General features: G+C 75.3%; 24 protein-coding genes, 2 tRNA genes, 1 other RNA gene and 1 pseudogene. 12 read left to right on the forward strand and 16 right to left on the reverse strand.

Annotated elements, in window-relative coordinates; translation table 11 throughout:
• The 3 genes from IN07_RS14650 to ffs all read right to left on the reverse strand — a co-directional run.
• Window positions 1-1257: DNA polymerase III subunit gamma and tau (locus IN07_RS14650; RefSeq protein ID WP_036336809.1), on the reverse strand; the 1257-nt coding region annotated here is incomplete at its 3' end.
• An 81-nt stretch (window positions 1258-1338) separates the two neighbouring features.
• Window positions 1339-2007, reverse strand: coding sequence for a YceI family protein (locus tag IN07_RS14655; RefSeq protein WP_036336811.1), 669 nt, complete (start codon window positions 2005-2007; stop codon window positions 1339-1341).
• A 75-nt stretch (window positions 2008-2082) separates the two neighbouring features.
• Window positions 2083-2178, reverse strand: an RNA gene (gene ffs / locus IN07_RS24335) — signal recognition particle sRNA small type.
• Between the two features lie 71 nt (window positions 2179-2249).
• On the opposite strand from ffs, the pseudogene IN07_RS24340 reads away from it, so the two are divergent.
• A pseudogene (locus IN07_RS24340) lies at window positions 2250-3095 on the forward strand (DMT family transporter); the annotation flags it as partial.
• A 66-nt stretch (window positions 3096-3161) separates the two neighbouring features.
• On the opposite strand, the gene IN07_RS14665 reads toward IN07_RS24340, so the two are convergent.
• A tRNA-Ser gene (locus tag IN07_RS14665) sits at window positions 3162-3246 on the reverse strand.
• A 139-nt stretch (window positions 3247-3385) separates the two neighbouring features.
• Here IN07_RS14665 and IN07_RS14670 point away from each other — a divergent pair.
• Both IN07_RS14670 and IN07_RS25840 read left to right on the forward strand, forming a co-directional pair.
• Window positions 3386-3733: a hypothetical protein gene (locus IN07_RS14670; protein WP_036336815.1), complete on the forward strand. Its 348-nt coding sequence runs from the start codon at window positions 3386-3388 to the stop codon at window positions 3731-3733.
• A gap of 31 nt (window positions 3734-3764) precedes the next feature.
• The gene (locus tag IN07_RS25840) at window positions 3765-5645 is read left to right on the forward strand and encodes a serine/threonine-protein kinase (RefSeq protein WP_052091290.1); all 1881 of its coding nucleotides are present in this window, start codon (window positions 3765-3767) and stop codon (window positions 5643-5645) included.
• A gap of 63 nt (window positions 5646-5708) precedes the next feature.
• Here the strand turns inward: IN07_RS25840 and IN07_RS14680 are convergent.
• From IN07_RS14680 to IN07_RS14695, 4 genes are all read right to left on the reverse strand, one after another.
• Window positions 5709-5796, reverse strand: a tRNA-Ser gene (locus IN07_RS14680).
• Window positions 5797-5806: 10 nt separating this feature from the next.
• Window positions 5807-6265 carry a nucleoside deaminase gene (locus IN07_RS14685; RefSeq protein ID WP_231558388.1) on the reverse strand — a complete coding sequence of 153 codons (459 nt, stop codon included), beginning with the start codon at window positions 6263-6265 and terminating at the stop codon, window positions 5807-5809.
• 94 nt (window positions 6266-6359) lie between these two features.
• On the reverse strand, window positions 6360-7010 hold the full coding sequence (locus IN07_RS14690) for an HAD-IA family hydrolase (protein ID WP_036336817.1): 651 nt from the start codon (window positions 7008-7010) through the stop codon (window positions 6360-6362).
• The gene (locus tag IN07_RS14695; protein WP_036336819.1) at window positions 7007-7531 is read right to left on the reverse strand and encodes a tRNA adenosine deaminase-associated protein; all 525 of its coding nucleotides are present in this window, start codon (window positions 7529-7531) and stop codon (window positions 7007-7009) included. The genes IN07_RS14690 and IN07_RS14695 overlap by 4 nt, the downstream gene beginning before the upstream one ends.
• Before the next feature lie 12 nt (window positions 7532-7543).
• Here IN07_RS14695 and IN07_RS14700 point away from each other — a divergent pair, with 12 nt between their 5' ends.
• Genes IN07_RS14700 through IN07_RS14710 form a run of 3 tightly spaced genes read left to right on the forward strand, consistent with a single transcriptional unit; the run spans window position 7544 to window position 9205 of the window.
• Window positions 7544-8011: a PaaI family thioesterase gene (locus tag IN07_RS14700; RefSeq protein ID WP_036336821.1), complete on the forward strand. Its 468-nt coding sequence runs from the start codon at window positions 7544-7546 to the stop codon at window positions 8009-8011.
• Window positions 8008-8928 carry a prephenate dehydrogenase gene (locus IN07_RS14705; RefSeq protein ID WP_231558389.1) on the forward strand — a complete coding sequence of 307 codons (921 nt, stop codon included), beginning with the start codon at window positions 8008-8010 and terminating at the stop codon, window positions 8926-8928. Before IN07_RS14700 ends, IN07_RS14705 begins: the two co-directional genes overlap by 4 nt.
• Before the next feature lie 43 nt (window positions 8929-8971).
• On the forward strand, window positions 8972-9205 hold the full coding sequence (locus IN07_RS14710) for a DUF2630 family protein (protein WP_036336822.1): 234 nt from the start codon (window positions 8972-8974) through the stop codon (window positions 9203-9205).
• Window positions 9206-9264: 59 nt separating this feature from the next.
• On the opposite strand, the gene IN07_RS14715 is transcribed toward IN07_RS14710, so the two are convergent.
• On the reverse strand, window positions 9265-10470 hold the full coding sequence (locus IN07_RS14715) for a helix-turn-helix domain-containing protein (protein WP_036336854.1): 1206 nt from the start codon (window positions 10468-10470) through the stop codon (window positions 9265-9267).
• A 171-nt stretch (window positions 10471-10641) separates the two neighbouring features.
• Between IN07_RS14715 and IN07_RS14720 the strand changes: the two genes are divergently transcribed.
• The 6 genes from IN07_RS14720 to IN07_RS14745 all read left to right on the forward strand — a co-directional run bounded on the left by IN07_RS14720 (window position 10642) and on the right by IN07_RS14745 (window position 17851).
• Window positions 10642-11541 carry an ABC transporter ATP-binding protein gene (locus IN07_RS14720; RefSeq protein WP_036336823.1) on the forward strand — a complete coding sequence of 300 codons (900 nt, stop codon included), beginning with the start codon at window positions 10642-10644 and terminating at the stop codon, window positions 11539-11541.
• A complete protein-coding gene (locus tag IN07_RS14725) occupies window positions 11534-12304 on the forward strand; it encodes an ABC transporter ATP-binding protein (protein WP_036336825.1) in 771 nt (256 codons plus the stop codon). The genes IN07_RS14720 and IN07_RS14725 overlap by 8 nt, the downstream gene beginning before the upstream one ends.
• Before the next feature lie 46 nt (window positions 12305-12350).
• Complete coding sequence (locus tag IN07_RS14730; RefSeq protein WP_036336828.1) at window positions 12351-13235, forward strand: branched-chain amino acid ABC transporter permease; 885 nt, start codon at window positions 12351-12353, stop codon at window positions 13233-13235.
• 1 nt (window position 13236) lies between these two features.
• Window positions 13237-14415 carry a branched-chain amino acid ABC transporter permease gene (locus IN07_RS14735; RefSeq protein ID WP_081975425.1) on the forward strand — a complete coding sequence of 393 codons (1179 nt, stop codon included), beginning with the start codon at window positions 13237-13239 and terminating at the stop codon, window positions 14413-14415.
• Window positions 14416-14528: 113 nt separating this feature from the next.
• Complete coding sequence (locus tag IN07_RS14740) at window positions 14529-15866, forward strand: ABC transporter substrate-binding protein (protein WP_052091291.1); 1338 nt, start codon at window positions 14529-14531, stop codon at window positions 15864-15866.
• Window positions 15867-16189: 323 nt separating this feature from the next.
• Window positions 16190-17851 (forward strand): VWA domain-containing protein, encoded by a 1662-nt coding sequence (locus tag IN07_RS14745; RefSeq protein WP_036336832.1) that lies wholly within the window; start codon window positions 16190-16192, stop codon window positions 17849-17851.
• A gap of 42 nt (window positions 17852-17893) precedes the next feature.
• Here IN07_RS14745 and IN07_RS14750 read toward each other — a convergent pair whose 3' ends face one another.
• The 7 genes from IN07_RS14750 to IN07_RS14780 form a co-directional block, all read right to left on the reverse strand.
• Window positions 17894-18868: a glycosyltransferase family 9 protein gene (locus IN07_RS14750; RefSeq protein WP_156119207.1), complete on the reverse strand. Its 975-nt coding sequence runs from the start codon at window positions 18866-18868 to the stop codon at window positions 17894-17896.
• Complete coding sequence (gene rfaE2, locus IN07_RS14755; protein ID WP_036336836.1) at window positions 18865-20271, reverse strand: D-glycero-beta-D-manno-heptose 1-phosphate adenylyltransferase; 1407 nt, start codon at window positions 20269-20271, stop codon at window positions 18865-18867. The genes IN07_RS14750 and rfaE2 overlap by 4 nt, the downstream gene beginning before the upstream one ends.
• Complete coding sequence (locus tag IN07_RS14760; RefSeq protein ID WP_156119208.1) at window positions 20268-20936, reverse strand: D-sedoheptulose-7-phosphate isomerase; 669 nt, start codon at window positions 20934-20936, stop codon at window positions 20268-20270. Before IN07_RS14760 ends, rfaE2 begins: the two co-directional genes overlap by 4 nt.
• 23 nt (window positions 20937-20959) lie before the next feature.
• The gene (locus tag IN07_RS14765) at window positions 20960-22168 is read right to left on the reverse strand and encodes a glycosyltransferase (protein ID WP_036336840.1); all 1209 of its coding nucleotides are present in this window, start codon (window positions 22166-22168) and stop codon (window positions 20960-20962) included.
• Window positions 22165-23130 carry a glycosyltransferase gene (locus IN07_RS14770; protein WP_036336842.1) on the reverse strand — a complete coding sequence of 322 codons (966 nt, stop codon included), beginning with the start codon at window positions 23128-23130 and terminating at the stop codon, window positions 22165-22167. The genes IN07_RS14765 and IN07_RS14770 overlap by 4 nt, the downstream gene beginning before the upstream one ends.
• Window positions 23127-24128, reverse strand: a complete 1002-nt coding sequence (locus IN07_RS14775; RefSeq protein ID WP_036336844.1) for a glycosyltransferase family 9 protein — start codon at window positions 24126-24128, stop codon at window positions 23127-23129. Before IN07_RS14775 ends, IN07_RS14770 begins: the two co-directional genes overlap by 4 nt.
• On the reverse strand, window positions 24125-24865 hold a 741-nt coding region (locus IN07_RS14780), incomplete at its 5' end, for an HAD family hydrolase (protein WP_036336846.1). The genes IN07_RS14775 and IN07_RS14780, both read right to left, overlap by 4 nt.

The raw sequence follows: 24865 nt of genomic DNA on the forward strand, positions 1-24865 counted from the left end.
GGGGGCCGGCGGGGCCTGCGCCGGAGCCGGCCGGGCGGGCTCGCGCACCGGCGCCGGCACGGCCGCCGCCTCGGGGCGGCCGGCGTGCTCGCCGGCGATCGACATCCGCCGCTCCAGCCGCTCCAGGCGCTGCAGGGTGGCCGTGGCCGAGCCGTCGACCCCGGGCAGCAGCATCCGGGCGCAGACCAGCTCCAGCAGCAGCCGGGGAGCCGTCGTCCCGCGCATCTCGGTGAGGCCCTCGTGCACGGTGTCGGCCAGCCGGGACAACGTGGCGGCACCCAGCGCCTGGGCCTGCCGGCTCATCACGTCGAGCCGGTCGGGCGGGCTGTCGAGCAGGCCGTTGCCGCCGGCCTCGGGCACGGCGTCCAGCACGATGAGGTCACGCAGCCGGTCCAGCAGGTCGGTGGCGAACCGGCGGGGGTCGTGCCCGGCCTCCACCACCCGGTCGACGGCCTGGAAGACGCCCGGCGCGTCGGAGGCGGCCAGCGCGTCGACGGCCTCGTCGAGCAGCGCCTCGTCGGTGACACCGAGCAGGCCGACGGCCGACCGGTAGGTGACCCCCTCGGGGCCGGCGCCGGCCAGCAGCTGGTCGAGGATCGACAGCGAGTCGCGCACCGAGCCGCCGCCGGCCCGGACCACCAGCGGGAACACCGTCGGCTCCACGGTGACGCCCTCGGCCGCGCACGTCTTCTCCAGCAGGCCGCGGAGCGTGCTGGGCGGCACCAGCCGGAACGGGTAGTGGTGGGTGCGCGAGCGGATGGTCGGGAGGACCTTCTCCGGCTCGGTGGTGGCGAAGACGAAGACCAGGAACTCCGGCGGCTCCTCGACCACCTTGAGCAGGGCGTTGAAGCCCTGCGAGCTCACCATGTGCGCCTCGTCGACGATGTAGACCTTGTAGCGGCTGTGCACCGGGGCGAAGAACGCCTTCTCGCGCAGGTCGCGGGCGTCGTCGACACCACCGTGGCTGGCCGCGTCGATCTCCATGACGTCGATCGAGCCGGGGCCGTCGGGGGCAAGCGCGATGCACGAGCCGCACACGCCGCAGGGGGTCGAGGTGGGCCCCTGCTCGCAGTTGAGCGAGCGCGCCAGGATCCGCGCCGACGACGTCTTCCCACAGCCCCGCGGCCCGCTGAACAGGTAGGCGTGGTTGATCCGCCCGCCGTCCACGGCGTTCATCAGGGGTGCGGTGACGTGCTCCTGCCCGACCACCTCGGCGAAGGTCGCCGGACGGTACTTGCGGTAGAGCGCCAGAGCCACGCCGCGAGGTTACTCAACGGACCTCGTCCCCCTCACCACTCGCGAGCTCGCGGTGAGCCGCTGGACGAGGCCGACGCGACGTCACCGGGCCAAGTGCAGGAGGAACTCGACCGCGCCCTGGTCCTCGACCCGGACGAAGCCCAGGTTCGGTGGGTCGATCCCGTAGTCGTCGAAGGTCACCGGCACGGAGCCGGAGACGTCGATGCCCTCGGCGGTGCGGACCACGGAGATCTCGGTCTGCACCTGCTGGGTCACGCCGGCCAGGGTCAGCTCGCCGGTGACCGGCACGGTGACCGGGGTGCCGGTGACCTCCGGGAGGTCGGCCACCTCGATGACGGAGAAGGTCGCGGTGGGGTTCGCGTCGACGTCCATCACGTTGTCCCGGAAGTAGGAGTCACGGCGGCCGCTGTCGGTGGTGATCGAGGCGACGTCCACGGTCACGTCGGCGTCGGCGAGGTCCCCGTCGGAGACGACGACGGTGCCGGTGACCTGGTCGGTCACGCCGGCCACGGTGACGTCGGCGCCGTTGAGCACCTCGTCCACGCGGTAGCCCGCGGTGGAGCTCGGGGCGATGGTCCAGGTGCCGTCGGTGTCCGGCGTGAGGGCGACCTCCTCCGGCTGCGCCTGGACCGTCGGCGCCGGGGGTGCGTCCTCCTCGAGGGCGGCGTAGACCAGCGGACCACCGATCGCGCCTGCGGCGACGACCGCGACGGCCCCGCCGGTGATCCACCAGGTGCGACGACTGGGCATGGCCACTCCCCCGCTCGAAGGTGGGTGCATTGCAGCGCACGGACCTGGGAGGAGCCTGGGAACCGTCGGGAGAAGAGAAAGGACCCCCCGCACACCCGCCAGAGCCCGCTTATCCTTGCTGCCTTCCGGCCCTGGGGAGGTTCACAGGGTGACGCCGCACGAGGGGTCGACGTCCACTGTAGAGGACGCGGCGGCGCCGGACGCCGCACCCGCCCGCCGGCACCCCCGTACGCTCCCGCCGCATGACCGGGCACACCCCTCAGCCCGGCCCGGCCTCCCCGTCCGCCCGGGGCTTCGTGCTCGTCGTCCTCGCTGCCCTCTGCTGGGGGACCGCGGGCATCAGCGGTGACCTGGTCGCCGACCGCACCGACCTCGACCCGCTGGACGTCGCCTGGCACCGGATGGCCATCGGCGCCGCCGCGCTGCTCGCCGTCCACCTGCTCGGTCGGCGCCGCGCGCCGCGGTCCGCCGTCCAGCCCGTCGCGTGGTCCCGGTCGCTGCGCTGGCGGCTGGCCGGCGTCGGCGCGGGGCTGGCGGCCTACCAGGCCGCCTACTTCGCCGCCGTGGCCACGGCGGGGGTGAGCATCGCGACGCTGGTCGCGCTGGGCCTGGCGCCGCTGCTGGTCGCCGTGGGCGCCGCCGCGCTGGGGCAGGGCCGCCCCGACCGGGCGACGGGGGCCGCCCTGGTCGTCGCGCTGGCGGGGCTGGTGCTGCTCGTGGGGGTCTCCGCGGGCGGCGACGGCGGGGACGCGGTCGTGCTGGGCGCGCTGGCCGCAGTCGGCTGCGCGGTCGCCTACGCCGCCGTCGTGCTGCTGTCGGCCGGCGCCCCGGCCGGGGTGCCGACGACGACGGTGGGCTTCACGGTGGGCGCCGTGCTGCTGACGCCGGTGGCGCTGACCGCCGGGCTCGACCTCACCGCCGACCCGCTGGGGCTGGCGCTGCTGGTGTACCTCGGGCTGGTGCCGACCGCGCTGGCGTACGGGCTGTTCTTCACCGGGGTGCGGGCCGTGCCGGCCGCTGTCGCCTCGATCGTGACCCTGCTGGAGCCGCTGACCGCGACCGCGCTGGCGGCCGCGGTGCTCGGGGAGCGGCTCGCCCCGACCGCACTGGTCGGGGGTGCGCTCATGCTCGGCGCCGTGACGGCGCTCTACCTGCGGAGGATGGGAGATTCGAACTCCCGAGGGCTTGCACCCAACCCGCTTTCCAAGCGAGCGCCATAGGCCACTAGGCGAATCCTCCAGTGCGCGGGCCACTGTACCGGTCGGGTCCGCGGCGGTCAGCCGCTCCCCTCCACCCGAGCGGCCAGCGGGGCCGGAGAGTGGTTGAGTGATCTATGGGACGGCGACCGCCGCACGCACCGGACACCGGGAGGACCGACATGAGCAGCGCTGAACAGGTACGCCCCCACGTGGTCGCGGCGATCGTCACCGCACTGGAGGAGACCGACCCCAGCAACCTCCCGCCCGACGCCACCCGCGCCGAGAAGGACGCCGCCAAGGACCAGTACCTCTCCGGCCTCGTCGCCGGGCGGGCGCAGCGCGAGCGGCAGACCCGGGCGTGGGAGCTGCTGCTGACCCGCAGCCACGACGAGCCACCGAGCTGGCGGCAGCTGTTCGACGAGCTGCCGCAGAGCTCGGTCGACCAGCTGGCCGACCTCTACGACGCGCTGCCCGAGGGTGCCCAGACCGAGTACGCGCGCCGGTACGGGGCCCCGGTCTCCGCCTGACGCGGGTGGGCCGGGTACGAGCAGGGCTGGGGTGACGGCGCCGGGCGCCCGGGTGGCCGGGCGCTACCTGCTGCGCTCCCGGCTCGGCGGCGGGGCGATGGGTGCGGTCTGGCTGGCTCGTGACGAGCTGCTGGGCCGGGACGTCGCGGTCAAGCAGGTGCTCATCCCGCTCGGCAGCGACTCGGAGGCGACCGCCGGGCACCGCGAGGCGGCGATGCGCGAGGGCCGGATCGCCGCCCGGCTGACCCATCCGCACGCCGTCGCCGTCTACGACATGGTCGACGACGGCGGGACGCCGTGGCTGGTCATGGAGCACCTGCCCTCCCAGAGCCTGGCGAGCGTGCTGGCCCAGCGGGGCACGTTGCCGGTGCAGCAGGTGGCCCAGATCGGCGCACAGGTCGCTGATGCGCTGGTGGCCACGCACGCCGCCGGCGTGGTCCACCGGGACGTGAAGCCGGGCAACATCCTGATCGGCGAGGGGCCGCGCAGCGCCGGCCTGGTGAAGATCACCGACTTCGGCATCTCCCGGGCCCGTGGCGACGTCTCGCTGACCCAGACCGGCGTGGTCAAGGGGACGCCGGCCTACCTGGCCCCCGAGGTGGCCCGCGGGCAGGAGCCCCGGGAGGCCAGTGACGTCTTCTCCCTGGGTGCGACGCTGCACGCCTGCCTGGAGGGGACCCCGCCGTTCGGGATGACGGAGAACCCGCTGGAGATGCTCCACCGGGTCGCCGGCGGGAACGTGAACCGCCCGCGGAACGCCGGGGCGCTCACCCGGCCGCTCCGGCGGATGCTGGACAACGACCCGGCAAAGCGGCCCACGATGTCGCAGGTGCGCGACCAGTTGGCCAGGCTGGCCGCCGGCCGGGACGGCGACGTCACCGAGGTGCTCACCGCGCGCACGCCGCTGCTGCCGACGCTCGCCGACCTACGCCCGGTGTCCGCCGCGGAGCCGACCGGCCCGACGGGCGAACCCGCCGCCGTTCAGACCCCCACCACCGACTCCCCCGACCCTGACCCCGTCACCACCGGGTCCCCCGGCCCCGACTCCCTCAACACCGGGTCCGCCGACCCCGACTCCCCGACCGCCGCGTCCGCCGCAGGGGCGCCCGCCGCCCGGTCGGCGCTCCCGGCCGACGCGGCGCCGTCCCCGGGCAGGGGCGGTCCGCCCGAGGCCACCGCCGGCCCGGGGGCCGGCAGCGCCACACCGGTGGCCGGCGCGGCACCTGCGGCCGACCGGCCTGCCTCGTCCGCCCCCGCGCCGCGCCCCGGTCGCCGCCGGTCCCGCCTGGTCGCCGCCGTCGCGGTGGTGCTCCTCGCCCTGTCCGGCACGCTCGGCGCGGTCTGGCTCAACGCCCGGGAGGACGGCGGCGATGCGCCGTCGGCGACAGCCGACACCTCACCGTCGGCACCGTCGTCCTCCGAGCCCGCGCCGGCGACCGAGGAGGAGCCGGCGAACCCGTCGGATACCCCGACGGCCCCCTCGGAGACCCCGACCGCCGCGACGACCCCGGCTCCGACGGCGACCGCGAGCCCCACCACGACACCACCGCCTCCCACGGCCCCGAGCTCGACCCCGCCGCCCGCAGGCCCGGCCCCGGGCTCCGCGGCCGAGGTGACCCAGTCGATCACCAGCTACTACGCGCTGCTGCCCGGCGATCCCGAGTCGGCCTGGGAGCGCACCGGGCCCCGGCTGCGGGCCGAGATCGGCAGCAGGTCGGCCTACATCGGCTTCTGGAACGGCTTCCGGAGCGTCCGTCGCGGGCCGGTGTCGGCGCAGGACGGGTCGCTCGTCGCCTCGATGCCGGTGACCTTCACCGGGCGCGACGGCAGCGTCAGCGCAGAGCAGCACGAGATCACCCTGGTCCGGGGGGACGACGGCCAGTTGCTCATCGACTACGACATCGCGGTCTGAGGGGAGACCCGCAGAACGCGAGAACGGCAGCGCCCCGGTGGGGCACTGCCGTTCTCGACTGGCTGGCGGTGGCGGTGGGATTTGAACCCACGGAGGCTTGCACCTCACACGCTTTCGAGGCGTGCTCCTTCGGCCGCTCGGACACGCCACCGCCGGAGAGACTACAGGCCCCGCTTCGCGCGGAAGAACGCACGTAGCAACGCGCCGGACTCCTCGGCGCGGACACCGCCGGTGACCTCGGGCCGGTGGTTCAGCCGCCGGTCCCGGACGACGTCCCACAGCGAGCCGGCCGCCCCGGCCTTCGGGTCGTCGGCGGCGTAGACCACCCGCGCCACCCGGGCCAGCACGCTCGCGCCGGCGCACATCGTGCAGGGCTCGAGGGTGACCACCAGGGTCGCCCCGGTCAGCCGCCAGCCGTCACCGTGCACCGCCGCGGCCGCTCGCAGGGCCAGGACCTCGGCGTGCGCCGTCGGGTCGCCCCGCTTCTCCCGCTCGTTGGCCGCCTCGGCCAGCACCGTCCCGTCACGCCCGAGGACGACGGCGCCGATCGGCGTGTCACCCCACTCCTGCGCGGCGGCCGCGAGCTCCAGCGCCCGCAGCATCGCCTCGTCGTCGGTCACCGCCGGCCCGCCCCTGGACGGCCAGACAGGTGTGCCTCGCCGCGAGTAGTGCTCTGGTGCACTGGTGCAGCCAGAGCACTACTGCGCCACGAGGTCACGCCAGGTCCAGGCCGGTGAGCGCGGACAGCTCGGCGAGCGCGGTGGCGGGGTCGACGACCTTGATCGTGTGCATGCCCAGTGCCCGGGCCGGCTTCAGGTTGATGCCCAGGTCGTCCAGGTAGGCGCAGTCCGACGGCGCGATCTCCCGGCCGACCGCCGCCGACAGGCGCTGCAGCGCGAGCGGGTAGATCGCCGGCTCGGGCTTGCGCACGCCCTCGACCGAGGACTCGACGACGACGTCGAACAGCTCCAGCAGCTCGCCCAGCCGGCCGGTGCGCTGCATCGGGGCCACGTTGTTCGACAGCAGCGCCAGCGGCAGGCCCGCCGTCCGCAGCCGCTGCACCGCCGCCACCATCGCCGGGCGCAGCTCCCCCGCCAGCGCGGCGAGCACCCGCGCGGCGTCCAGCGGGTGCCCGGCGGCGGCTGCCTCGGCCTCGAAGGCGCGCCGGAACCCCGGCTCGTCGAGCTCCCGGCGCTCGTAGCGGGCCCAGGCGTTCGTGTCCGGGTCGGTGCTGTTCAGCCCGACGATGAACCCGGCGGGCAGCGCCGCTTCCTCCTCGTAGGCGGCGAAGGCGGTCAGCGGGCTCTCGGTGAGCACGCCACCCAGGTCGAAGACGACGGCGCTGACGGGGACCGGGACGCTCACGGGGTCGCCACCGCCGTCAGCTCGTCGGCGAAGCCCAGCCGTTCGGCGATGGCCAGCACCATCTCGTCGGCCCACAGTTCGTCGGAGTCCAGCAGCCGGGCCAGCTCCTCGGCCGGCAGCCCGGCGTCGGCGAAGACGTCGAGGTCACCGCCGGGCCAGCCCTGGCCGTCCTCGTCGAAGGCGTCGTCGATCGTGGCGCCGGTCTCGACCGGGATGCCGTAGCGCTCCACCGCCTCGGCCGCGAGCAGGTGCTCCTGGAACGTGGCGTCGGAGACCAGCGCCCGGACCATGCCGCCCGGTCCGTGTCGCAGCACGACGAAGTAGAGGCGACTGTCGACGACGACCACGAACGGGCCCGGCCAGCCGGCGGCGCCCGGCTCGCCGAGCGCGCGTTCCAGGGCCGGGAGCTCGTCGTCGGCGCCGGCGGCGAGCAGCTCGCACTGCCAGCGACCGGCGGCCGAGCTGACCCGGACGGCGAAGCTCTGCCGCAGCGTGGTGCCGGAGTCGGAGGGGAGGGCCATAGCCTGTAGATCATGGCCGACGCCCTCCCCGACGACAGCGCGCCGGTCGACGTCCCCGCCGTCGCCCCGGCACTGTTCGCCGCCCTCGCCGCCGATCCGCTCGCCGCTCACCTGGGCATCGAGCTGGAGGAGGTCCGGCCCGGCTACGCCCGCGCGTCGATGACCGTCGGCCCGACCCTGCTCAACGCGGTCGGCACGGCACACGGCGGCGCCACGATGGCCCTGCTGGACGTGGTGCACGCCGCGGTGAGCAACAGCCACGGCACGGTCGCCGTCGCCCAGGACGTGCACACCGAGTTCCTCTCCGCCGGCCGGCCCGGCGACCACCTGGTCGCGGAGGGGGTCGAGCTGCACCGCACCGGCCGCACCGCCGTCTACCGGATCGACGCGGCCACCGCGGACGGACGGCAGGTCGCCACCGCCCTGGCCCGGGTGTTCCGGCTGGGCACCCCGTGGGAGACCGGCGAGGCGGCGCCGTGACCGGCTCCTTCCCCGTCCCGACGATGCCGGCGCCGCCGGTGTCCGTGGTCGGCCTCGGACAGCTGGGCGGGTCGCTGGCGGCCGCGCTGGCCGCGGCCGGGCGGCCGGTCTCCGGCTGGGACGTCGACCCGGCCGCCCGCGACGCAGCGGAGGACGCCGGCGTGGCGATCCGCCGGGAGCTGACCGGGGTGGTCGTGCTCGCCGTCCCGCTCCCCGCGATGGCCACGGCGCTGGACGGGCTGCGGATCGACCCCGGGGCCACGGTCACCGACCTGGGCTCGGTGAAGGCGCCGGTGCTCGCCGAGCTGGGGGCCGCCCACGGGGACCGGTACGTCGGCGGGCACCCGATGTGCGGCACCGAACGCTCCGGGCACACCGCCGTCGACCCGACCCTGTTCGCCGGTGCCCGCTGGGCGCTGTGCCTGGAGGCCGACACCGACCTGCGGCGCTGGCTGCGGGTCGCCGAGATCGCGCTGGCCGTCGGCGCCGAGGTGGTCCCGGTGACCGCCGCCGAGCACGACGACGCGGTGGCGGCGATCAGCGCCGTCCCGCACCTGCTGGCCGCCGCGGTGGCGGCCGCCGCCGGGCAGGCCGGCCCGCTCGCGCTCTCCCTCGCCGCCGGCAGCTTCCGGGACGCCACCCGGGTGATCGGCAGCGACCCGGCGTTCGTCACCGCACTGGTCACCGGCAACGCCGGCCCGGCCGCTACGGCGCTGGACCGGGTCCGCGCCCAGCTGGAGCGCCCCTGGCCGGAGCTGGTCGCCGACGGGCACGCGGTGCGGGTGGCCGACGCCGGACGACGGACGGTCCGGGTCCCGCTGGACCGGGCGGCCCTGCTCGCGCTGGGCCGGGCCGGCGGCGCGGTCACCCGGCGGCTGGCTGCGTTCGTCGAGGGCTGGGTGCCGGATCGGCCGTGAACGGCAGGCGTGGGAGGCGCCCGGACCGGGCAAGGTGACCGCCATGGACGACAAGGAGATCCGCAGCAAGATCGAGGCGCTGGTCGAGGAGGAGCACGCGCTCCGCGACTCCAGCGAGCACACCGACGAGCAGCGCGCCCGGCTCCGGCAGATCGAGGAGGAGCGCGACCAGCTGTGGGACCTGATCCGCCAGCGGGACGCCAAGCGGCAGTACGGCGAGGACCCCGACGAGGCCCAGCCGCGCCCGGAGCCGCAGGTCGAGAACTACCTGCAGTAGCGGAAGGGCCCCCTTGCCCCCCGTTGCACGGGGGCCGAACCGCACATCAGAGACTCCGGTCAGCGGTGGTGGTCGGCCCCCAGCAGGGCCAGCTGCCAGAGCAGCCGGGACCGGGGGTCGGCCACCGAGCGGCCGGTGACCTGCTCGATCCGGCGCAGCCGGTGCATCACGGTGTTGCGGTGGCAGTAGAGCTGGTCGGCGGCCCGGGTCGGTGACCCGTCCGCGGCCAGCACGGCGGTCAGCGTGTCCAGCAGCACGTCGCGCTCGTCGGCGGGCAGGTCGAGCAGCCGGCCCAGCGACTGCTCCACGAGCCGGCGGGTGATCTCCGGGGAGCTGCTCAGCAGCGCCTCGGGCAACCGGTCGTCGATCGTGACCACCCGGGGCTGGCCGGGGGGCAGGGTGCGGGCCGCGGTGTCGGCCAGCCGCCAGGCGGAGGCGACCGCCGCGGCGCCGTCCACCACGGCCGAGACGCCCACCGGGCCCCCGGCCAGCTCGGTCAGCCAGGCGAGCACGTCGCCGACCTGACGGGTGCCCAGCGCCACCACCCCGACCTGGGCACCGGAGCGCCAGCCCCACACCGAGCGCACGCCCCGCTTCAGCAGCCGGGCGCCGGGGTCGTCGAGGTTCGGTCCCCCGGACTCGTCCGGGGGCGCGACGGCACACACCAACCGGCCGTCCAGCGGCAGGGCCAGCAGCTCCGACGCCGTCCGGACGAACACCGGGTCACCCCCGCGGCCACCCAGCAGCCCGTCCAGCACCTGCTGGCGCGCCTGGTCGTCGATGCCGGCCAGCCGCCGCTCCTCGGTCCGGTAGGCCTCGGCCAACGCCGCGCACTGCACGTCGTTGACGTGCCACACCGAGCCCGCCACCTCGAGCAGGACGTCGCTGTCACCCGGCGCCTCGGCGGCCCGCGCCGTCGCGCGCAGCGCCTCCCAGGTGACCTGCCCGCCCAGCCGGTAGGCGCGCAGCACCGTCTCCAGCGGCACCCCCTGGATCGCCCGGCGGCTCCCGACCTCCCGGGCCGCTGCGAGCGCCGCGCGGCCGCCGTCGTCGGAGTCGCCCATCAGGGTGCGCACCGCCCGCTCGAGGTTGGCCCGGCTGGACTCGAACAACTCGGCCCGGACGACGGGGCCCTGTTCGGTGTAGGCCCCCTCGGTGCGCTCGAGGATGCTGATCATCCGGGAGGTCATCTCGTCGAGCTGGCTTAGCAGCGGCGGAGCGAGCTGGGCCAGGCGCGCGGAGACCTCGGGTCGGAACGGTTGCACCTTGCCCCCCGTCTGTGACACACGGCACACTGCACAAGCAATCGGAGTGATCGCTGTGCTCCGCGCCCATTGTGACGGCACTCACCGCACCGCACGCTCGGGGAGTCGGATCATCCGGCACTCGTCCGCCGCGCCATGCCCGGCGGACGGGGCACCCGAGGCAAAGGAGCCGTGGGCCCGTTGGCGCAGCCGACCCCGACTGCAGGCAGCACTGCGATCGACCGCACCGCTGCCCCGGACACCGACCGCGCCCCTTCCGCCAGCCTGGAGATGACCGGGATCACCGTCGCCTTCGGCGGCGTCGTGGCGCTCTCCGAGGTCTCGTTGGTGGTCGAGCCCGGCCAGGTGCACGGGCTCATCGGCCCGAACGGCGCAGGCAAGACGACGCTGTTCAACGTCGCCTGCGGGATCGTGCGCCCCACGGCCGGTGAGATGACCTGGCGTGGCCAGCCGCTCCGCCGGCTGAAGCCGCACCAGCTGGCCGGCCTGGGCATCGCCCGCACCCTGCAGGGCGTGGGCCTCTTCCCCGGCATGACCGTGCTGGAGAACGTCATGATCGGCGCCCACCGGCACGCCCGCGCCGGCTTCGGTTCCGCACTGTTCGCCCTGCCGCGCTCCGACCGCGACGAGCGGGAGCTGCGCGCCCGGGCCCTCACCGCGCTGAGCGACCTGGGCGCCCAGCAGTACGCCGGCCGTTACCCCGGCGGCCTCCCCTACCCGGTGCAGAAGCGGGTCGCGCTGGCCCGGGCACTGGTCTCCGCCCCCGACCTGCTGCTGCTCGACGAGCCCGCCAGCGGTCTCGCCGAGGACGAGATGCACGAGCTCGGCGAGCTCATCCGCACCCTGTCCGGCCGGATGAGCGTGCTGCTGGTCGAGCACCACATGGACCTGGTCATGCGGGTCTGCGACCGGATCACCGTCCTGGACTCCGGGCGCCAGATCGCCGCCGGCACCCCGGCCGAGGTACAGGCCGACCCCGCCGTCACCGAGGCCTACCTCGGCGACGAGGTCACGGCCGAGGAGGACGCGGCCGGCACGACCCGCACCGACGGAGGGCGCCACCATGGCTGACACCCGCGCACACGGCAGCACGGCTGTCGCGACCGACGGGGGCACCGCCGCCGGCCCGGCGCTGCTGGAGGTCCAGGACCTCACCTCCTCCTACGGGGCCGTCCGAGCGCTGGACGGGGTCTCGCTGCGCGCGGACACCGGCCGGATCACCGCCGTCCTCGGGGCCAACGGCGCCGGCAAGACCACTCTGCTGCGCACCGTCAGCGGGCTGGTCCGGAGCTCCTCGGGCCGGGTCGTCCTGGACGGGGAGGACATCACCTCCGCCTCCGTCGAGTCGATGGTCGGCCGGGGCATGGCCCACGTGCCCGAGGGGCGCGGCGTCATCGCCGAGCTGACCGTGCACGAGAACCTGCGGGTCGGGGCGCTGTTCCGGGGCAAGGTCGAGAAGAGCGAGTACGACCGCATCTACGACCTGTTCCCGCGGATCGCTGAGCGCCGCGACCAGCCGGCCCACGTCCTCTCCGGCGGCGAGCGGCAGATGCTCGTCATCGGGCGGGCACTGCTGGCGCAGCCGCGGATCCTGCTGCTCGACGAGCCGTCGCTGGGCCTGGCCCCCCGGATCGTGGCGCAGATCTTCGGCCTGCTCCGCCGCCTGGTCGACAGCGAGGGGCTGTCGGTCCTGCTGGTCGAGCAGAACGCGCGGAGCGCCCTGTCGGTGGCCGACGTCGGCGTCGTCCTCAACCTCGGCCGGGTGGTCGTCACCGACTCCGCCCGCACGCTGATGGCCGACGAGGACCTCCGGCACGCCTACCTGGGCTTCTGACCCACTTCCCGAGTCCCCTCCGCACCGCCAGGAAGGCACCTCCTCCGTGCAGTACTTCGTGAACGTCACCCTCACCGGGTTGACCGAGGGCATGGTCTACTCGGCCTTCGCCCTCGCCCTGGTGCTGATCTGGCGGTCCACCCGGATCGTGAACTTCGCCCAGGGCTCCATGGCGGCGGCGACGACCTTCATCGCCCTCGCGCTCATCCAGGCCGGGCAGTCCTACTGGGTGGCCCTGGTCGTCGCCCTGCTCTCCGGGCTGGTGCTCGGCGCCATCGTGGAACGGGTCGTCATCCGGCCCGTCGAGGGCGGCCCGGAGCTCAACGCGGTCATCGTGACCCTCGGCCTCTTCGTCGCCATCCAGGCCGCGATCGCGATCGTCTTCGGCTCGGCGTTCCAGTCGTTCCCGACGCCGTTCGGGCTGGAGGGCTTCCAGGTCGGCGACGACCGGATCGCGCTCACCCCGAACAGCGTCTGGGTGATCGCCGCGGTGCTGGTCACCATGGCGCTGCTGGTCGTGCTGTTCCGGTTCACCCGGATCGGCCTGGCGATGCGCGCCTCGGCGTTCGGCCAGGAGGTCGCCCGGCTGCTCGGCGTGCGGGTCGGCCGGATGCTCACCCTCGGCTGGGCACTCGCCGCCGTCGTCGGTTCGCTGGCCGGGCTGCTCATCGCCGGCGGGGAGTTCGTCTACCCCGCCTACATGGACAGCCTGATCGTGTTCGGGTTCGTCGCCGCCGTGCTCGGCGGCCTGGACTCCCCCATCGGCGCCATCGTCGGCGGGCTGATCCTCGGCCTGGCCCTCAGCTACGTCAGCGGCTACGTGGAGCGGGGCAGTGCCCTGGTCAACGTCGCCGCCCTGGTCATCCTGATGGTCGTGCTGCTCGTGCGCCCCGGTGGCCTGTTCGCCAGCAGCACGGCTCGGAGGGCATGACATGAGCGACCTGCAGAGCCCCACCACGGGCAAGAACGGCGCGGGCACGGCCACCGCCGGCAAGGCCTCCGAGGAGGCCCCCACGGAGGCGACCGCCGGCGCCGACGAGCCCACCGCCACCCGGCGCCGCAGCCTGCTCCCCCAGTCGACCCTGCTGCGGCACCTGCTCGTGCTGCTGATCGCGGCCGTCGGAGCCGTGGTGCTGCTGGAGATCACCGACCCGTTCACCAACTCCCAGCTGGCCACGCTGACCTACTACGCCATCGCGGCCGGCGGCCTCACCGTGCTGACCGGGATGAACGGCCAGATCTCGCTGGGCCACGGCGCACTGATGGCGGTGGGCGCCTACACCACCGCACTGTTCCTCTCCGCCGACGAGCCACTGCCGCTGCCGCTCATCCTGCTGGCCGCGATCGTCACCGCCACCGCCGTCGGCGCCCTGGTCGGGGTGGCCGCCGCCCGGCTGCACGGCCCCTACCTCGCCGGCGCCACGCTGGCCCTCGCCGTCGGCCTGCCGGGCCTGGCGATCTACTTCCACGACGTCCTCGGCGGCGAGCAGGGCATGCGGGTGCGGGCCCCCCGGGCCCCGGAGGCCTTCGAGTCCTTCATCAGCGCCGTCTCGGGCAACTCGGCGACGAACACCAAGTGGCTCGCCTACCTCGGCGCCATCTGCCTGCTGATCACCTACTTCCTGCTGGCCAACCTGATCCGCAGCCGGATCGGCCGCACCTGGCGCGCGGTGCGCGACCAGGAGGTCGCCGCCGAGCTGGCCGGGATCAACCTCGGCGCGTGGCGGGTGCTCGCCTTCGTGGTGAGCGCCGCGGCGGCCGGGCTGGCCGGCGGGGTGCTGGCCCTCGTCGTCCGGCTGGCCGCCCCCAGCGGGTTCACGCTGGTCCTCTCGCTGGCCCTGCTCACCGCGATCGTGATCGGTGGGCTGGGCAGCCTGCTCGGCGCCCTGCTCGGCTCGGCGCTGCTGGTGTTCCTGCCCCCGTTCGTCACCGACCTGGGCACCGGCTGGGGACTGAACAACACCGAGGCCGCCCAGCTCGCCCCCTTCGTCTACGGCGTGGTGCTCATCGTCGCGATGATCTTCGCTCCCGCCGGCTTCGTCGGCACCCTCCGCATGCGCTGGCTCACCCGCCAGGCGAAGCGGTCGGCCGCCCAGCCGAGCAGGGGGTGAGGACGACCAGACCGAACCGCCGATCCCGGCCCCACGACCCCCCACACACTCCCGGGCAACGAAGCCCGGACAGCACCAGAGGAGAACCGTTGTCCAGATCCTCTCGACGTCTCATGACCGTCATCGCCGCAGCCACCGCCGCCTCCACCCTCGCCGCCTGTGGCGGCAGCGATGACGGCGGTGGCGGGGACGGCGGCGGTGGCGGCGGCGACGCCAGCGCCAACGAGGCCTCCGACATCGGCATCACCGAGGACTCGATCAAGCTCGGCGCCCACTTCCCGCTCACCGGCGTGGCCGCCCCTGGCTACAGCGAGATCCCGACCGGCTCGCAGGCGTACTACGAGTGCCTCAACAACGAGGGCGGGGTGAACGGCCGGACGATCGACTACATCTACCGGGACGACGCCTACAACCCGACCAACACCAGCCAGGTGGTCAACCAGCTGGTCCTCGAGGACGAGGTCTTCGCCATCGTCGGCGGCCTCGGCACCCCGACCCACAGCGCCGTCCTGGACTTCCTGAACAGCGAGGGCGTGCCCGACCTGTTCGTCTCCTCCGGCTCGCTGCTGTGGGGCGAGGACCCGGAGACCAACCCGTACACGTTCGGCTGGCAGACCGACTACGAGAGCGAGGGGAAGATCATCGGCCAGTACATCGCCGACAACTTCCCGGACGCGAAGGTCGGGCTCTTCCTCCAGGACGACGACTTCGGCGAGGACGGCGAGGCCGGCATCCGCGAGTACATCGACGACCAGATCGTGGCCGCCGAGCGCTACACGCCGGGCAACACCAACGTCGGGCCGCAGATCGCCGCCCTGCAGGCCGCCGGCGCCGACTTCGTCGTCGGCTTCAACGTGCCCAGCTACACGGCGCTGTCCCAGCTGACCGCGCTCCAGCTGGGCTACGACCCGCAGTGGTTCTACTCCAACGTGGGGTCGGACCCGACGCTGGTCGGCAGCCTGCTGAACAACTTCTCGCAGGGCCAGGTGAGCGACGCCAGCCTGCTCGACGGCGCGCTGACCACCGACTACCTGCCGACGGTCGACGAGCCGGACAACCCGTGGGTGCAGGAGTTCCAGCGCATCTGGGACGAGTGCGGCGGCGAGGGCGAGCTGACCAACTACCGGATCTACGGCATGGCGCAGGCCTACACCACGGTGCAGGCCCTGCAGGCGGCCGGCCAGAACCCGACGCGCGACGGCCTGGTCGAGGCCATCGAGATCGCAGGCGGCGACTGGGAGGGCCCGGTGCTCGCTCCGTTCCGCTACTCCGAGGACAGCCACATGGGCACCGCCGGCATGTCGATCAGCCGGGTCACCGGTGACACCACCGAGGAGGTCGAGCCCGTGCAGCTGACCGACATCGGCGGTGCGGAGATCGAGCCCTTCGACGGTGAGATGGCCGAGGTCCCGGAGAACGGCATCCCGAACGAGGAGTCGGTGATCGACTGAGGAAGGACCCCGTCCACAGGACGGGCATCGCACGGGCCGTCGGTCTCCCTCAGGGGGGCCGGCGGCCCGTCGGTCGTCGGGCGCGACGTCGTCGTCCCGGCTCCAGCGAGGCGCTGACCGGAGCCGGCCCGGTGGTCGCCACCCAGGCCGGCTGAGCCGCCCACCAGTTCCACTACGCAATGTGATCGAGCGCACGCAGCGGGCAGGATCGCCGACCGTCGGTCACCCAGAACTGGGTAGAGTGCCGAACCGACGCGACAGCATGCGTCGCCCCGCGACGTCCGCTCGGCACCTGCACGGACCAGACACGACGGAGAACCCAGATGGGGCGGCACACCCGTACTCCCGCCCGGCCCGGGACGGCCAGCCGACCGGCGCTGCTCGCCGGGCTCGCCGTCGTGGTCGCCGCGGCGCTCGTCGCCGGCGTCGCCTGGTTCGTCTCCGGCCCGGACGACGGGACGGCGGAGGCCGCCGGCTGCGAGGAGACCGAGACGGTCCGCGTGACGGTGGCCCCCGAGCTCGGCACGCTGGTGCGGGAGCTGCTGGCCGAGCCGCTGTCGCTCGGTGGCGACGCGTGCGCCCTGGCGGACGTCGAGGCGACCGAGCCGCTGCAGACGCTGGCCGCACTGGGCTCCCTCGGCGCCGACTCGCTGCCCCAGGTCTGGGTGCCCGACTCCTCGCTGTGGGCCGCCCGCGCCGGCAGCGCCGACCTCGAGGTGGCCGGGTCGCTGGCCACCTCGCCGCTGGTGCTCGCCACCAGCCGAGCCGCCGCCGACGAGCTGGGCTGGACCACCGACCCGCCGAGCTGGGGCGAGGCCCTGACCACCGGCCGTCCGCTGGCCGTGCCCGACCTGGCCGCGAGCGCCGAGGGCCTGTCGGTGCTGGCCGCCGTCCGGCAGTCGCTCGGTGGCGGGGAGGACGCGGACAACGCCGTCGTCGAGGCGGTACTGGCTGCCGGGCGCGGTGACGTCCCCACCGTCGCCGATGCGCTGGCCACCGGCACCGAGGGCGGCGCCGACGCACCGCTGGTGCCGGTCAGCGAGCAGGAGGTGCTGGCCGCCAACCGCGCCGCCGGCTCCGACTCCCTCGTCGCGATCTACCCCACCGAGGGCTCGCCGGCCCTGGACTACCCGGTGCTGCGGCTGTCCACCGCCGAGGAGGACTCCGCGGCCGTGGACGCGGTGGTCGACGCACTGACCAGCGCCTCGGCCGGTGAGCAGGCCCGGGCGGCCGGCTTCCGCGACGCCAGCGGGGCCGCCCCCGAGGGCGCCGGCGCCGGCACCGGCGTGCAGGAGCAGGCACCGGAGGCACTCGAGCTGGACGGCGCCGCGGTGCAGGCCCTGCTCGGCCGGCTGTCGAGTCTGGCCACCCCGTCCCGGTTGCTCACCGTCATCGACGTCTCCACCTCGATGGCGGCCCCGGTCGGCGACGGCACCCGCGCCACCCTCGCCCGGGACGCGACCAAGAGCGCGCTCACGCTGCTGCCGGACTCCTACTCCGGCGGGGTCTGGGCCTTCGCCTACCAGCTCGACGGAGAGCGCGACCACGTCGAGCTGGCCCCGCTGCGCACCTTCGGCACCGACGTCGGCGGCCAGACCCACCGTGAGCTGATCGACCAGCAGTTCGACACCCTGCCGAACCTGCTGGCGCCTGGCGGCACGGGCCTGTACGACACGACGCTCGCCGCCGTGCGTGCCGCCCAGGATGCCTACGACCCGAACTCGGTGAACAGCGTCGTGCTGATCACCGACGGGACCGACGACGACGACGCGGCGGGCATCGATCTGCCCGTCCTGCTGGACACCCTCCGCGCCGAGGCCGACCCGGATCGACCGGTCAAGGTCATCGGGATCGCGCTCGGCCCCGACGCCGACCTCGATGCGCTGGAGCAGATCGGCGAGGCGACCGGGGGCGCGGCCTACCAGGCCCTCGACCCCGAGGACCTGCAGGGCGTGCTGTTCGACGCCATCCGCCGCCGCGGCTGACGGAGGACCCTCTCTGCCCCGCCCCTGCCCATGGGCCGCGGGTCAGGTGCGGGCGAGGAGGCCGTCGAGGGCTCCGGTGACCTCGGCGACGGTGATCCGGGCGAGGGCCGGGTCCAGCGTCGTCCCCCAGGGGTCACCGGCGCCGTCCCCGTGCCAGCAGACGACGTGCTGTGGTCGCGCCGGCGGCCCCCACAGCGCGGGTGACACCGGGCCGAAGAGCACCACGGACGGCCGGCGGTAGGCGGTCGCCAGGTGGGCCACCCCGGTGTCGCCGCAGACCACCACCCGGGCGGCGGCGACCACGGCGGCCAGCTCGAGGGACGTCGTCCGGCCGGCCAGCACTGCCTCCTCATCCAGGCCGGCCTGCTCGGCGACCGCCAGGGCGAGGTCGCGCTCGGCCGGGCCACCGGTGACCACGACCCGGAGCCCGGCCGCGACGAGGTGCCGGGCGACGGCGGCGAACCGCTCGGCCGGCCAGCGCCGGCCGGGGAACGCGGCGCCGGCGTGCACGACCGCGACGTCCCGCACCGGCGGCTCCACGTCCGGGACGGCGAGGTCGAGGGCGTCCGGGTCGCAGTCGACGCCCAGCCCCTCGGAGACCAGCCGGCACCAGCGGCGCACCTCGTGCTCGTCCGGGTGCCAGGTCGGCCCGGGGTAGCCGGGGCTGTCGAAGGTGAGCAGCCGCTGGGGGCGCAGGCCGGCGACGACGACGTGCGAGGCCGGGCCCTTGCCGTGCAGGTCGACGGCGAGCTCCGGCGGTGCGCCGGCCCAGTCCAGCGGCTCCAGCTCGACGGCGGGCAGCACCTCGTCGACGGCGTCGATCAGCGCGACCAGCGGCTCCAGCGCCCGGGTGGTGGCCAGCACGAGCCGGTGGTCGGGCACGGCGGCCCGGATCCCCCGGATCGCCGGCACCCCGGTGAGCAGGTCCCCGAGCCCCAACGGCCGCAACACCACCGCCGTCTCCCGGCCGTCCTCGCCACCAAAATGGCCATTGTGGTGGCGAGGGGGGTCCGTCACCACACCCGGGAGCGTTCGACCAGGGCGGTGGTCGAGTGGCCGTCCAGGTAGGGCAGGACGACGGCCTGACCGCCCCAGCGCTGCAGCACCGCGGCCTCCGGGAGGTCCGCGCCGGCGTAGTCGCCGCCCTTGGCCCAGACGTCCGGCCGTACCTGCTCGAGCACCTCCGCCGGGGTGTCCTCGTCGAAGACGACGACGGCGTCCACGAACTCCAGGGCCTCCAGCACCCGGGCCCGGTCCGCCGCGGTGACCAGCGGGCGCGTCGGGCCCTTGAGCCGGCGCACCGAGTCGTCGGAGTTGATGCAGACGACCAGGCAGTCCCCCAGCCCGCGAGCGGCCTGCAGCGTGGCGACGTGCCCGGCGTGCAGCAGGTCGAAGCAGCCGCCGGTGGCCACGACGGTGCCCCCGGCCGCGCGCACCCGGTCCAGCAGGGCCGCGAGCCGGGGCGCCGGGCCCTGCGCGTCGACACCGGCTGCGGGAGCCGGCCCCACGGCCGGCTCCGTGTCCCAGGCGGTGGCCCCGCCGCGGGCGACGAACGCCCCGGCCGCGGCCACGGCGGAGGTCACCGCCTCCCCGGTGACCGCGCCACCGGCGAGCGCCACGGTGACCGCGGCGGCGAAGGAGTCACCGGCGCCGCACGGGTCGCCGCCGGTGACCGGGGTGGCGGGCACGACCATCGGTGCGCCCTCGCCGTAGGAGAGGAGGGCACCACGGGCACCGAGGGTGATCGCGACCGCCCCCACCCCCCAGTGCCCGATGAGCGCCTGCGCCCGGGCGCCGACCGCGGCGAGCCCGTCGCCGGTCACGTCCAGGTCGGCGACCCGGGCGGCCTCCGCCCCGTTGGGCGTGACCAGCCGGGCCGAGGGCACCGGGTCCGCACCGCGGGGGTGCGGGTCCCAGACCACCGGCCCCGAGGCGGCGGAGAGCGCGGCGCGCACGTCGGGGGCCGACGTCGTCCCGCGGCCGTAGTCGGCGACCAGCACGGCGGCCGCGTCCCGGATCGCCTCGGCCGCGGCGGCCGGCAGTGCGCCGAAGGTCGAGACCGCTCCCCCGCTGTCCAGTCGGGCGACGGAGTGGTCGCCGACCCGGATCCGCTGCTTGACCGGGGTGGTGCTGCTGGCCGGGATCTCGACCAGCCGAACCCGGCCGCCGAGCAGGGCGCGCAGCCGGGCGGCGCCCTCGTCGTCGGCGAGCGGGGTGACCAGCACGACCTCCCGGCCGCCGGCGTCCTGCGCGGCCAGCACGGCGGCCAGCGCGGCCCCGCCCGGACGCTCGCGGGTCTCGACGTCCTCGACCACCGGCACCGGCGCATCGGGGGTCAGCCGGGACGCCGTCCCGACCAGGTCGACGTCCAGCAGGGCGTCACCGACCACGACGATCGGCCGGGAGGCCGCGCGGGTCACTGGACCACCTCGACGTGGTTGCTGGTGGAGATCCGGGGCGAGTCGGCGAGCACGGCGGCGTCGAACGCGGCGCACAGCAGGTGCAGCGCGACCAGGTGGCACTCCTGCACCGTCGCCGTCCACGGCGAGTCGATGGCGACCGCCTCGTCGGCCACGGCAGCCAGCGGGTTGGGCGCCGGCCCGGTCATCGCCAGCACGGTGATGCCGCACTCGCGGGCCCGGCGGGCGGCGGCGACCGCGTTGGGGCTGCGGCCGCTGGTGGACAGCAGGACCAGCACGTCGCCGTCCCGGCCGTGCGCCTCGACCTGCCGGGCGAACAGCTCGTCGGCCGGGTAGTCGTTGGCGATGGCGGTGAGCGAGGAGGTCTCGGCGGTCAGGCAGATCGCGGAGAACGGCGGGCGGTCGGCGCGGTAGCGGCCCACCAGCTCGGCGGTGAGGTGCTGCGCCTGGGCCGCGCTGCCGCCGTTGCCCGCGGCGAGCAGCCGGCCGCGGGAGGGCCCGGTCAGCACGTCGGCGAGCAGCCGGCCCCAGCGGTCCAGCGTCTCGACCTGCCCGGTGAGCTCGCGGAGCGCGGCGCTCAGCGACGCGACGTGGTCGTGGCCCGTGAGGTGCGTGCAGGTGTCGGGCGAGACGACCTCGAGGTTCGAGGACGGGGCGGTGCTCATGACGGTCCTTCCAGCGAGGGGGTTCATCGGGCGGCCTCCACCGGGCGCCGGGCGGCGAGCACCTGGCGGTAGACGGCGTCGGTGTCGGCGACGACCCGGGACCAGCGGTAGCGGGTCCGGGCGCGGGTGACGCCGGCGGCGCCGTAGGCGGTCCGCCGCTCGTCGTCGGCGAGCAGGGCGGCCAGCGCCTGCCCGAGAGCCGCGGGGTCGCGGGGTGGGACCAGGTCACCGGTCACGCCGTCGGCGACGGTGTCGACCAGCCCGCCGACGGCGGTGGCCACGACCGGGCGGCCGCAGGCCATCGCCTCCAGCGGCGTGATCCCGAACGGCTCGTACCAGGGCACGGCCAGGACGACGTCGGCCGAGCGGATCCAGCCCGGCACGTCGGCCCGGGACACCGCGCCGGTGAAGACCAGCCGGTCGGCGACCCCCAGCTCCGCGGCGACGGCCCGCAGCCGGCAGACCTCGGGGTCGGTGTCCAGCTCGTCGGTCGGCGGGCCGCCCACGACGACCAGCTCGGCGTCGGGGACGGCGGCCAGCGCCCGGACGGCGTCCTCCTGGCCCTTGCGTTCGACCAGCCGGCCCAGCACCAGCAGCCGTGGGCGGCCGGAGTGCGGCGCGGCCGGCCCGTCCGGGGTGAACTCGTCGGTGTCCACGCCGCACGGCACGATCGACACCCGGTCACTGGGCAGCCCGAGCCGGCGCAGCTCGAACACCTCGTCGCTGCAGGTGGCGACCACGTGGTCGACGTCGCCGCACAGGTCGCGTTCCAGGTCGATCCGCTGCTCGGGCGAGGTGTCGGCGTCGCCCTGGTGCCGGCGCTTGACCGAGCCGAGGGCGTGGAAGGTCTGCAGCACCGGGATGCCCAGCCGGGAGGCGGCCTGCACCGAGGCCAGGCCGCTCATCCAGAAGTGCGCGTGCACGACGTCCGGCCGGGTCGCCGACCACTCGGCACGCAGCACGTCGGCGAAGGTGCCCATGTGCTGGAGCAGCTCGTCCTTGGGCACCACCCGGGCCGGCCCGGCGGCGACGTGCGCGACGTCGTAGCCGTCGGCCGTGGTCACCCGGTCCGGCAGCGCGGCGTCGTCCCGGCGGGTGTGCACCGTCACCCGGTGGCCGCGCTGGGCCAGGCCGGCGGCGAGCGCGGCCACGTGCACGTTCTGCCCACCGGCGTCGACGCCGCCGATGGCGGCCAGCGGTGAGGCGTGCTCGCTCACCAGGTCGATCCTCATCTCGTCACCTCCGTCAGGAGAGCGTCCCAGTCGGCGAGGAACCGACCCAGGCCGTACCGCTCCAGCGCCGCGGCGCGGGCCGCCTTGCCGGCCAGCCGGGCGGCGTCCGGCTCGGCGACGAAGTGCCGCACCGCCTCGGCCAGCCGCTCGGGCCGGGTGGAGAGCACCCCCGCCTCGGCCGGCACCGCCTCGACCGCCTCGGTGGTCGCCAGCCCGACGACCGGCATGCCCAGGTGCATCGCCTCCAGCAGCGACAGCCCCAGCGACGTCCAGCGCACCGGGTGCACGTAGACCCGGCGGCGGGCGAGCTCGTCGTGCATCGCGGCCTGCGGCGGGTCGTCGTACAGGCCCACCCGGGCGGGGTCGAGCCCGTAGCGCTCGTGCAGCCCGGCCAGGCCCATCCCGAACACGTCCAGCGGCGCGGCGGCGGACAGCAGCGGCAGCAGGTCGCCACCGGTGTACCGGCCCCGGCGCACGGGCTCGTTGACCACCACGCCGGCCCGGGCCAGCTCGCCGGTGTAGCGCTCGCCCGGGTCGACGATGCCGTGCTCGATGACGGTCGTCGGCGCGCTGCCGTTGTCGTAGAAGAGCTGGTTGAAGAAGGTGACGTGGGCGATCGGGATCTCGCGCTGGTCGGCCAGCGGGTGCCGGGTGTTCGGCACCGCCCCGTCCGGGGCGTTGTGCTCCAGGAAGACGGCCGGGAGGTCGCGGCCGGGCTCCCGGCCGAGCCACTCGCGGACCAGCTCGAGGTCGCGGGTGCGCTGCAGCACGACGACGTCGACGTCCTCGCCGCGGAGCTGGTCGGGGGTGACCTCGCGGGCCGACGCCGGCCACTCCCAGGTGCGGGCGCGGCCCAGGCCGTCGGGACCGCGGTCCGGGGTCACCGGGAGGAGGTAGTCGTGCGTGCCCTGGACGAAGGACGTCGTCCAGGAGCCGTGCACGTGCCAGAGCAGGACCTTCATGATGCGACCACCTTGTCGACGGCGGCGACGACGTCGGCTGGGCTCACCGACGTCAGACAGGGATGACCGGGCACCGGGCACTCGCGGGCCCGGGTGTCGCGGCAGGGGGCGGACTGGTCGCCGAGCAGCACGGTGGGCACGCCGTAGGGGGCCCACCGCACGGCCGGGACGACCGGGGAGAAGAGGGAGACGACGGGCGTGCCGACCGCGGCGGCCAGGTGCGCCGGGCCGGTGTTGCCGACGACGACGGCGGCCGCACCGTCGAGCAGCGCGGCCATCTCGGCCAGCGTGGTGGCCCCGCCGAGGTCGGTGCCGCGGCGGCCGGCGACGGCCGCGGTCAGCGCCCGCTCCCCCGGCCCGCCGGTGACCAGCACCCGCCAGCCGGCGTCGGTGAGCGCCTCGACCGCCTCCGCGCAGCGCTCGGCCGGCCAGGCCCGCGCAGGCACCGAGGCACCGGGGTGCAGGACGACGTAGCCCGGTTCCTGCTCGTTCGCCGGGAGCGGACGGCGCACGGCGAGCAGCCCGTCGTCCCCGGCGGGCAGCTCGAAGCCGGCGGCGCGGGCCAGCGAGAGCGCCCGCTCCGGCTCGGGCAGGTCGTCCTCCACCCGGTGCCGGACGTCGAGCAGCGAGCCGGGGTAGTCGACGCTGATCGCCGAGATCCGCCGTACCCCGGCGGTGCGCAGCAGCAGCGCCAGGGGGAGCGGTGACTGGTGGAAGCTCGTGCTGACCACCGCCTCGTCGACGCCCAGCGCCCGCACCCGGTCGACGAGTGCGGCGAGGTCGCCGGCGTCCACCGGCTGCGGTGCGCCGTCGATCCACGGGCAGTGCCAGGTCAGCACGTCGTCCACGCCGGGCAGCAGCTCGGCGGCCGCCGTGCCCTGCGGGCTGGCCAGGAAGACGACCCGGTCGGCGGCGGCGGCCACGGCCCGCACCAGCGGGCCCTGCAGCAGCACGTCGCCGGCGTTGTCCAGCCGGGCGACGAGGACGGTGCGGGTCACCAGGCGCCTGCCAGCACGTCCTCGACCGCGTCGACCAGGGTGGGCGCCCGGTGTGCCGCGGCGGTGACCTCGGCGGGGCGGGTGACCATCGTCGGCACCAGGATCGCCGCGGCGCCGGCCGCGGTGGCGGCCCCGACGTCGGCACCGATGTCCCCGATGACGACGACGCGGGACGGGTCGACGTCGAGCTCGGCGCAGGCGGCCTTCACCATGCCGGGGGCCGGCTTGCGGCAGTCGCAGCCGTCCTCGGGGGCGTGCGGGCAGACCTGCACGGTGTCGAAGGGGCCCAGCAGCTCGGCGACGCGCGCGTTGACCGCGTCGGCCTGCGTCCGGGTGATCAGGCCGCGGCCCACCCCGGACTGGTTGGTCACCAGGCCGATCCGCACCCCGCGCGCGCGGAGGGAGTCCAGCGCCGCGCGGGCGCCGTCGACCGGCCGGACCTGCGCCGGGTCGCCGTTGTAGGGCACGTCGTGCACCAGCGTGCCGTCGCGGTCGAAGAGGACCAGGTCGGGCAGGCCACGCCACGGCGTCACGGTGCGGTGCTGCACGGCGCCGCGCAGGAAGTGCCAGCTGGCCAGCGGCGGGATGAGCGCGCTGGTGGCGAGCATGGTGGTGACCTCGGCGCGGTCGCGCGGACCGGGGGCGATCCGCGCCCAGGCGAACTCGGCGGTGCCGGCGGCCCAGCCCAGGGCCGCGAGCGCCGCGGCCCGCGGCCGGCCCGCGGCGGCCAGGCCGAA

This window comes from Modestobacter caceresii, assembly GCF_000761485.1.
Classification (GTDB): domain Bacteria; phylum Actinomycetota; class Actinomycetes; order Mycobacteriales; family Geodermatophilaceae; genus Modestobacter; species Modestobacter caceresii.

Bases quoted from the DNA above. Each gene is read 5' to 3' on its own strand.
- IN07_RS14655 (WP_036336811.1), bottom strand. From the start codon at position 2,007: ATGCCCAGTCGTCGCACCTGGTGGATCACCGGCGGGGCCGTCGCGGTC.
- IN07_RS14670 (WP_036336815.1), top strand. From the start codon at position 3,386: ATGAGCAGCGCTGAACAGGTACGCCCCCACGTGGTCGCGGCGATCGTC.
- IN07_RS14695 (WP_036336819.1), bottom strand. From the start codon at position 7,531: ATGGCCCTCCCCTCCGACTCCGGCACCACGCTGCGGCAGAGCTTCGCC.
- IN07_RS14700 (WP_036336821.1), top strand. From the start codon at position 7,544: ATGGCCGACGCCCTCCCCGACGACAGCGCGCCGGTCGACGTCCCCGCC.
- IN07_RS14710 (WP_036336822.1), top strand. From the start codon at position 8,972: ATGGACGACAAGGAGATCCGCAGCAAGATCGAGGCGCTGGTCGAGGAG.
- IN07_RS14725 (WP_036336825.1), top strand. From the start codon at position 11,534: ATGGCTGACACCCGCGCACACGGCAGCACGGCTGTCGCGACCGACGGG.
- IN07_RS14735 (WP_081975425.1), top strand. From the start codon at position 13,237: ATGAGCGACCTGCAGAGCCCCACCACGGGCAAGAACGGCGCGGGCACG.
- IN07_RS14740 (WP_052091291.1), top strand. From the start codon at position 14,529: ATGACCGTCATCGCCGCAGCCACCGCCGCCTCCACCCTCGCCGCCTGT.
- IN07_RS14745 (WP_036336832.1), top strand. From the start codon at position 16,190: ATGGGGCGGCACACCCGTACTCCCGCCCGGCCCGGGACGGCCAGCCGA.
- IN07_RS14760 (WP_156119208.1), bottom strand. From the start codon at position 20,936: ATGAGCACCGCCCCGTCCTCGAACCTCGAGGTCGTCTCGCCCGACACC.
- IN07_RS14765 (WP_036336840.1), bottom strand. From the start codon at position 22,168: ATGAGGATCGACCTGGTGAGCGAGCACGCCTCACCGCTGGCCGCCATC.
- IN07_RS14770 (WP_036336842.1), bottom strand. From the start codon at position 23,130: ATGAAGGTCCTGCTCTGGCACGTGCACGGCTCCTGGACGACGTCCTTC.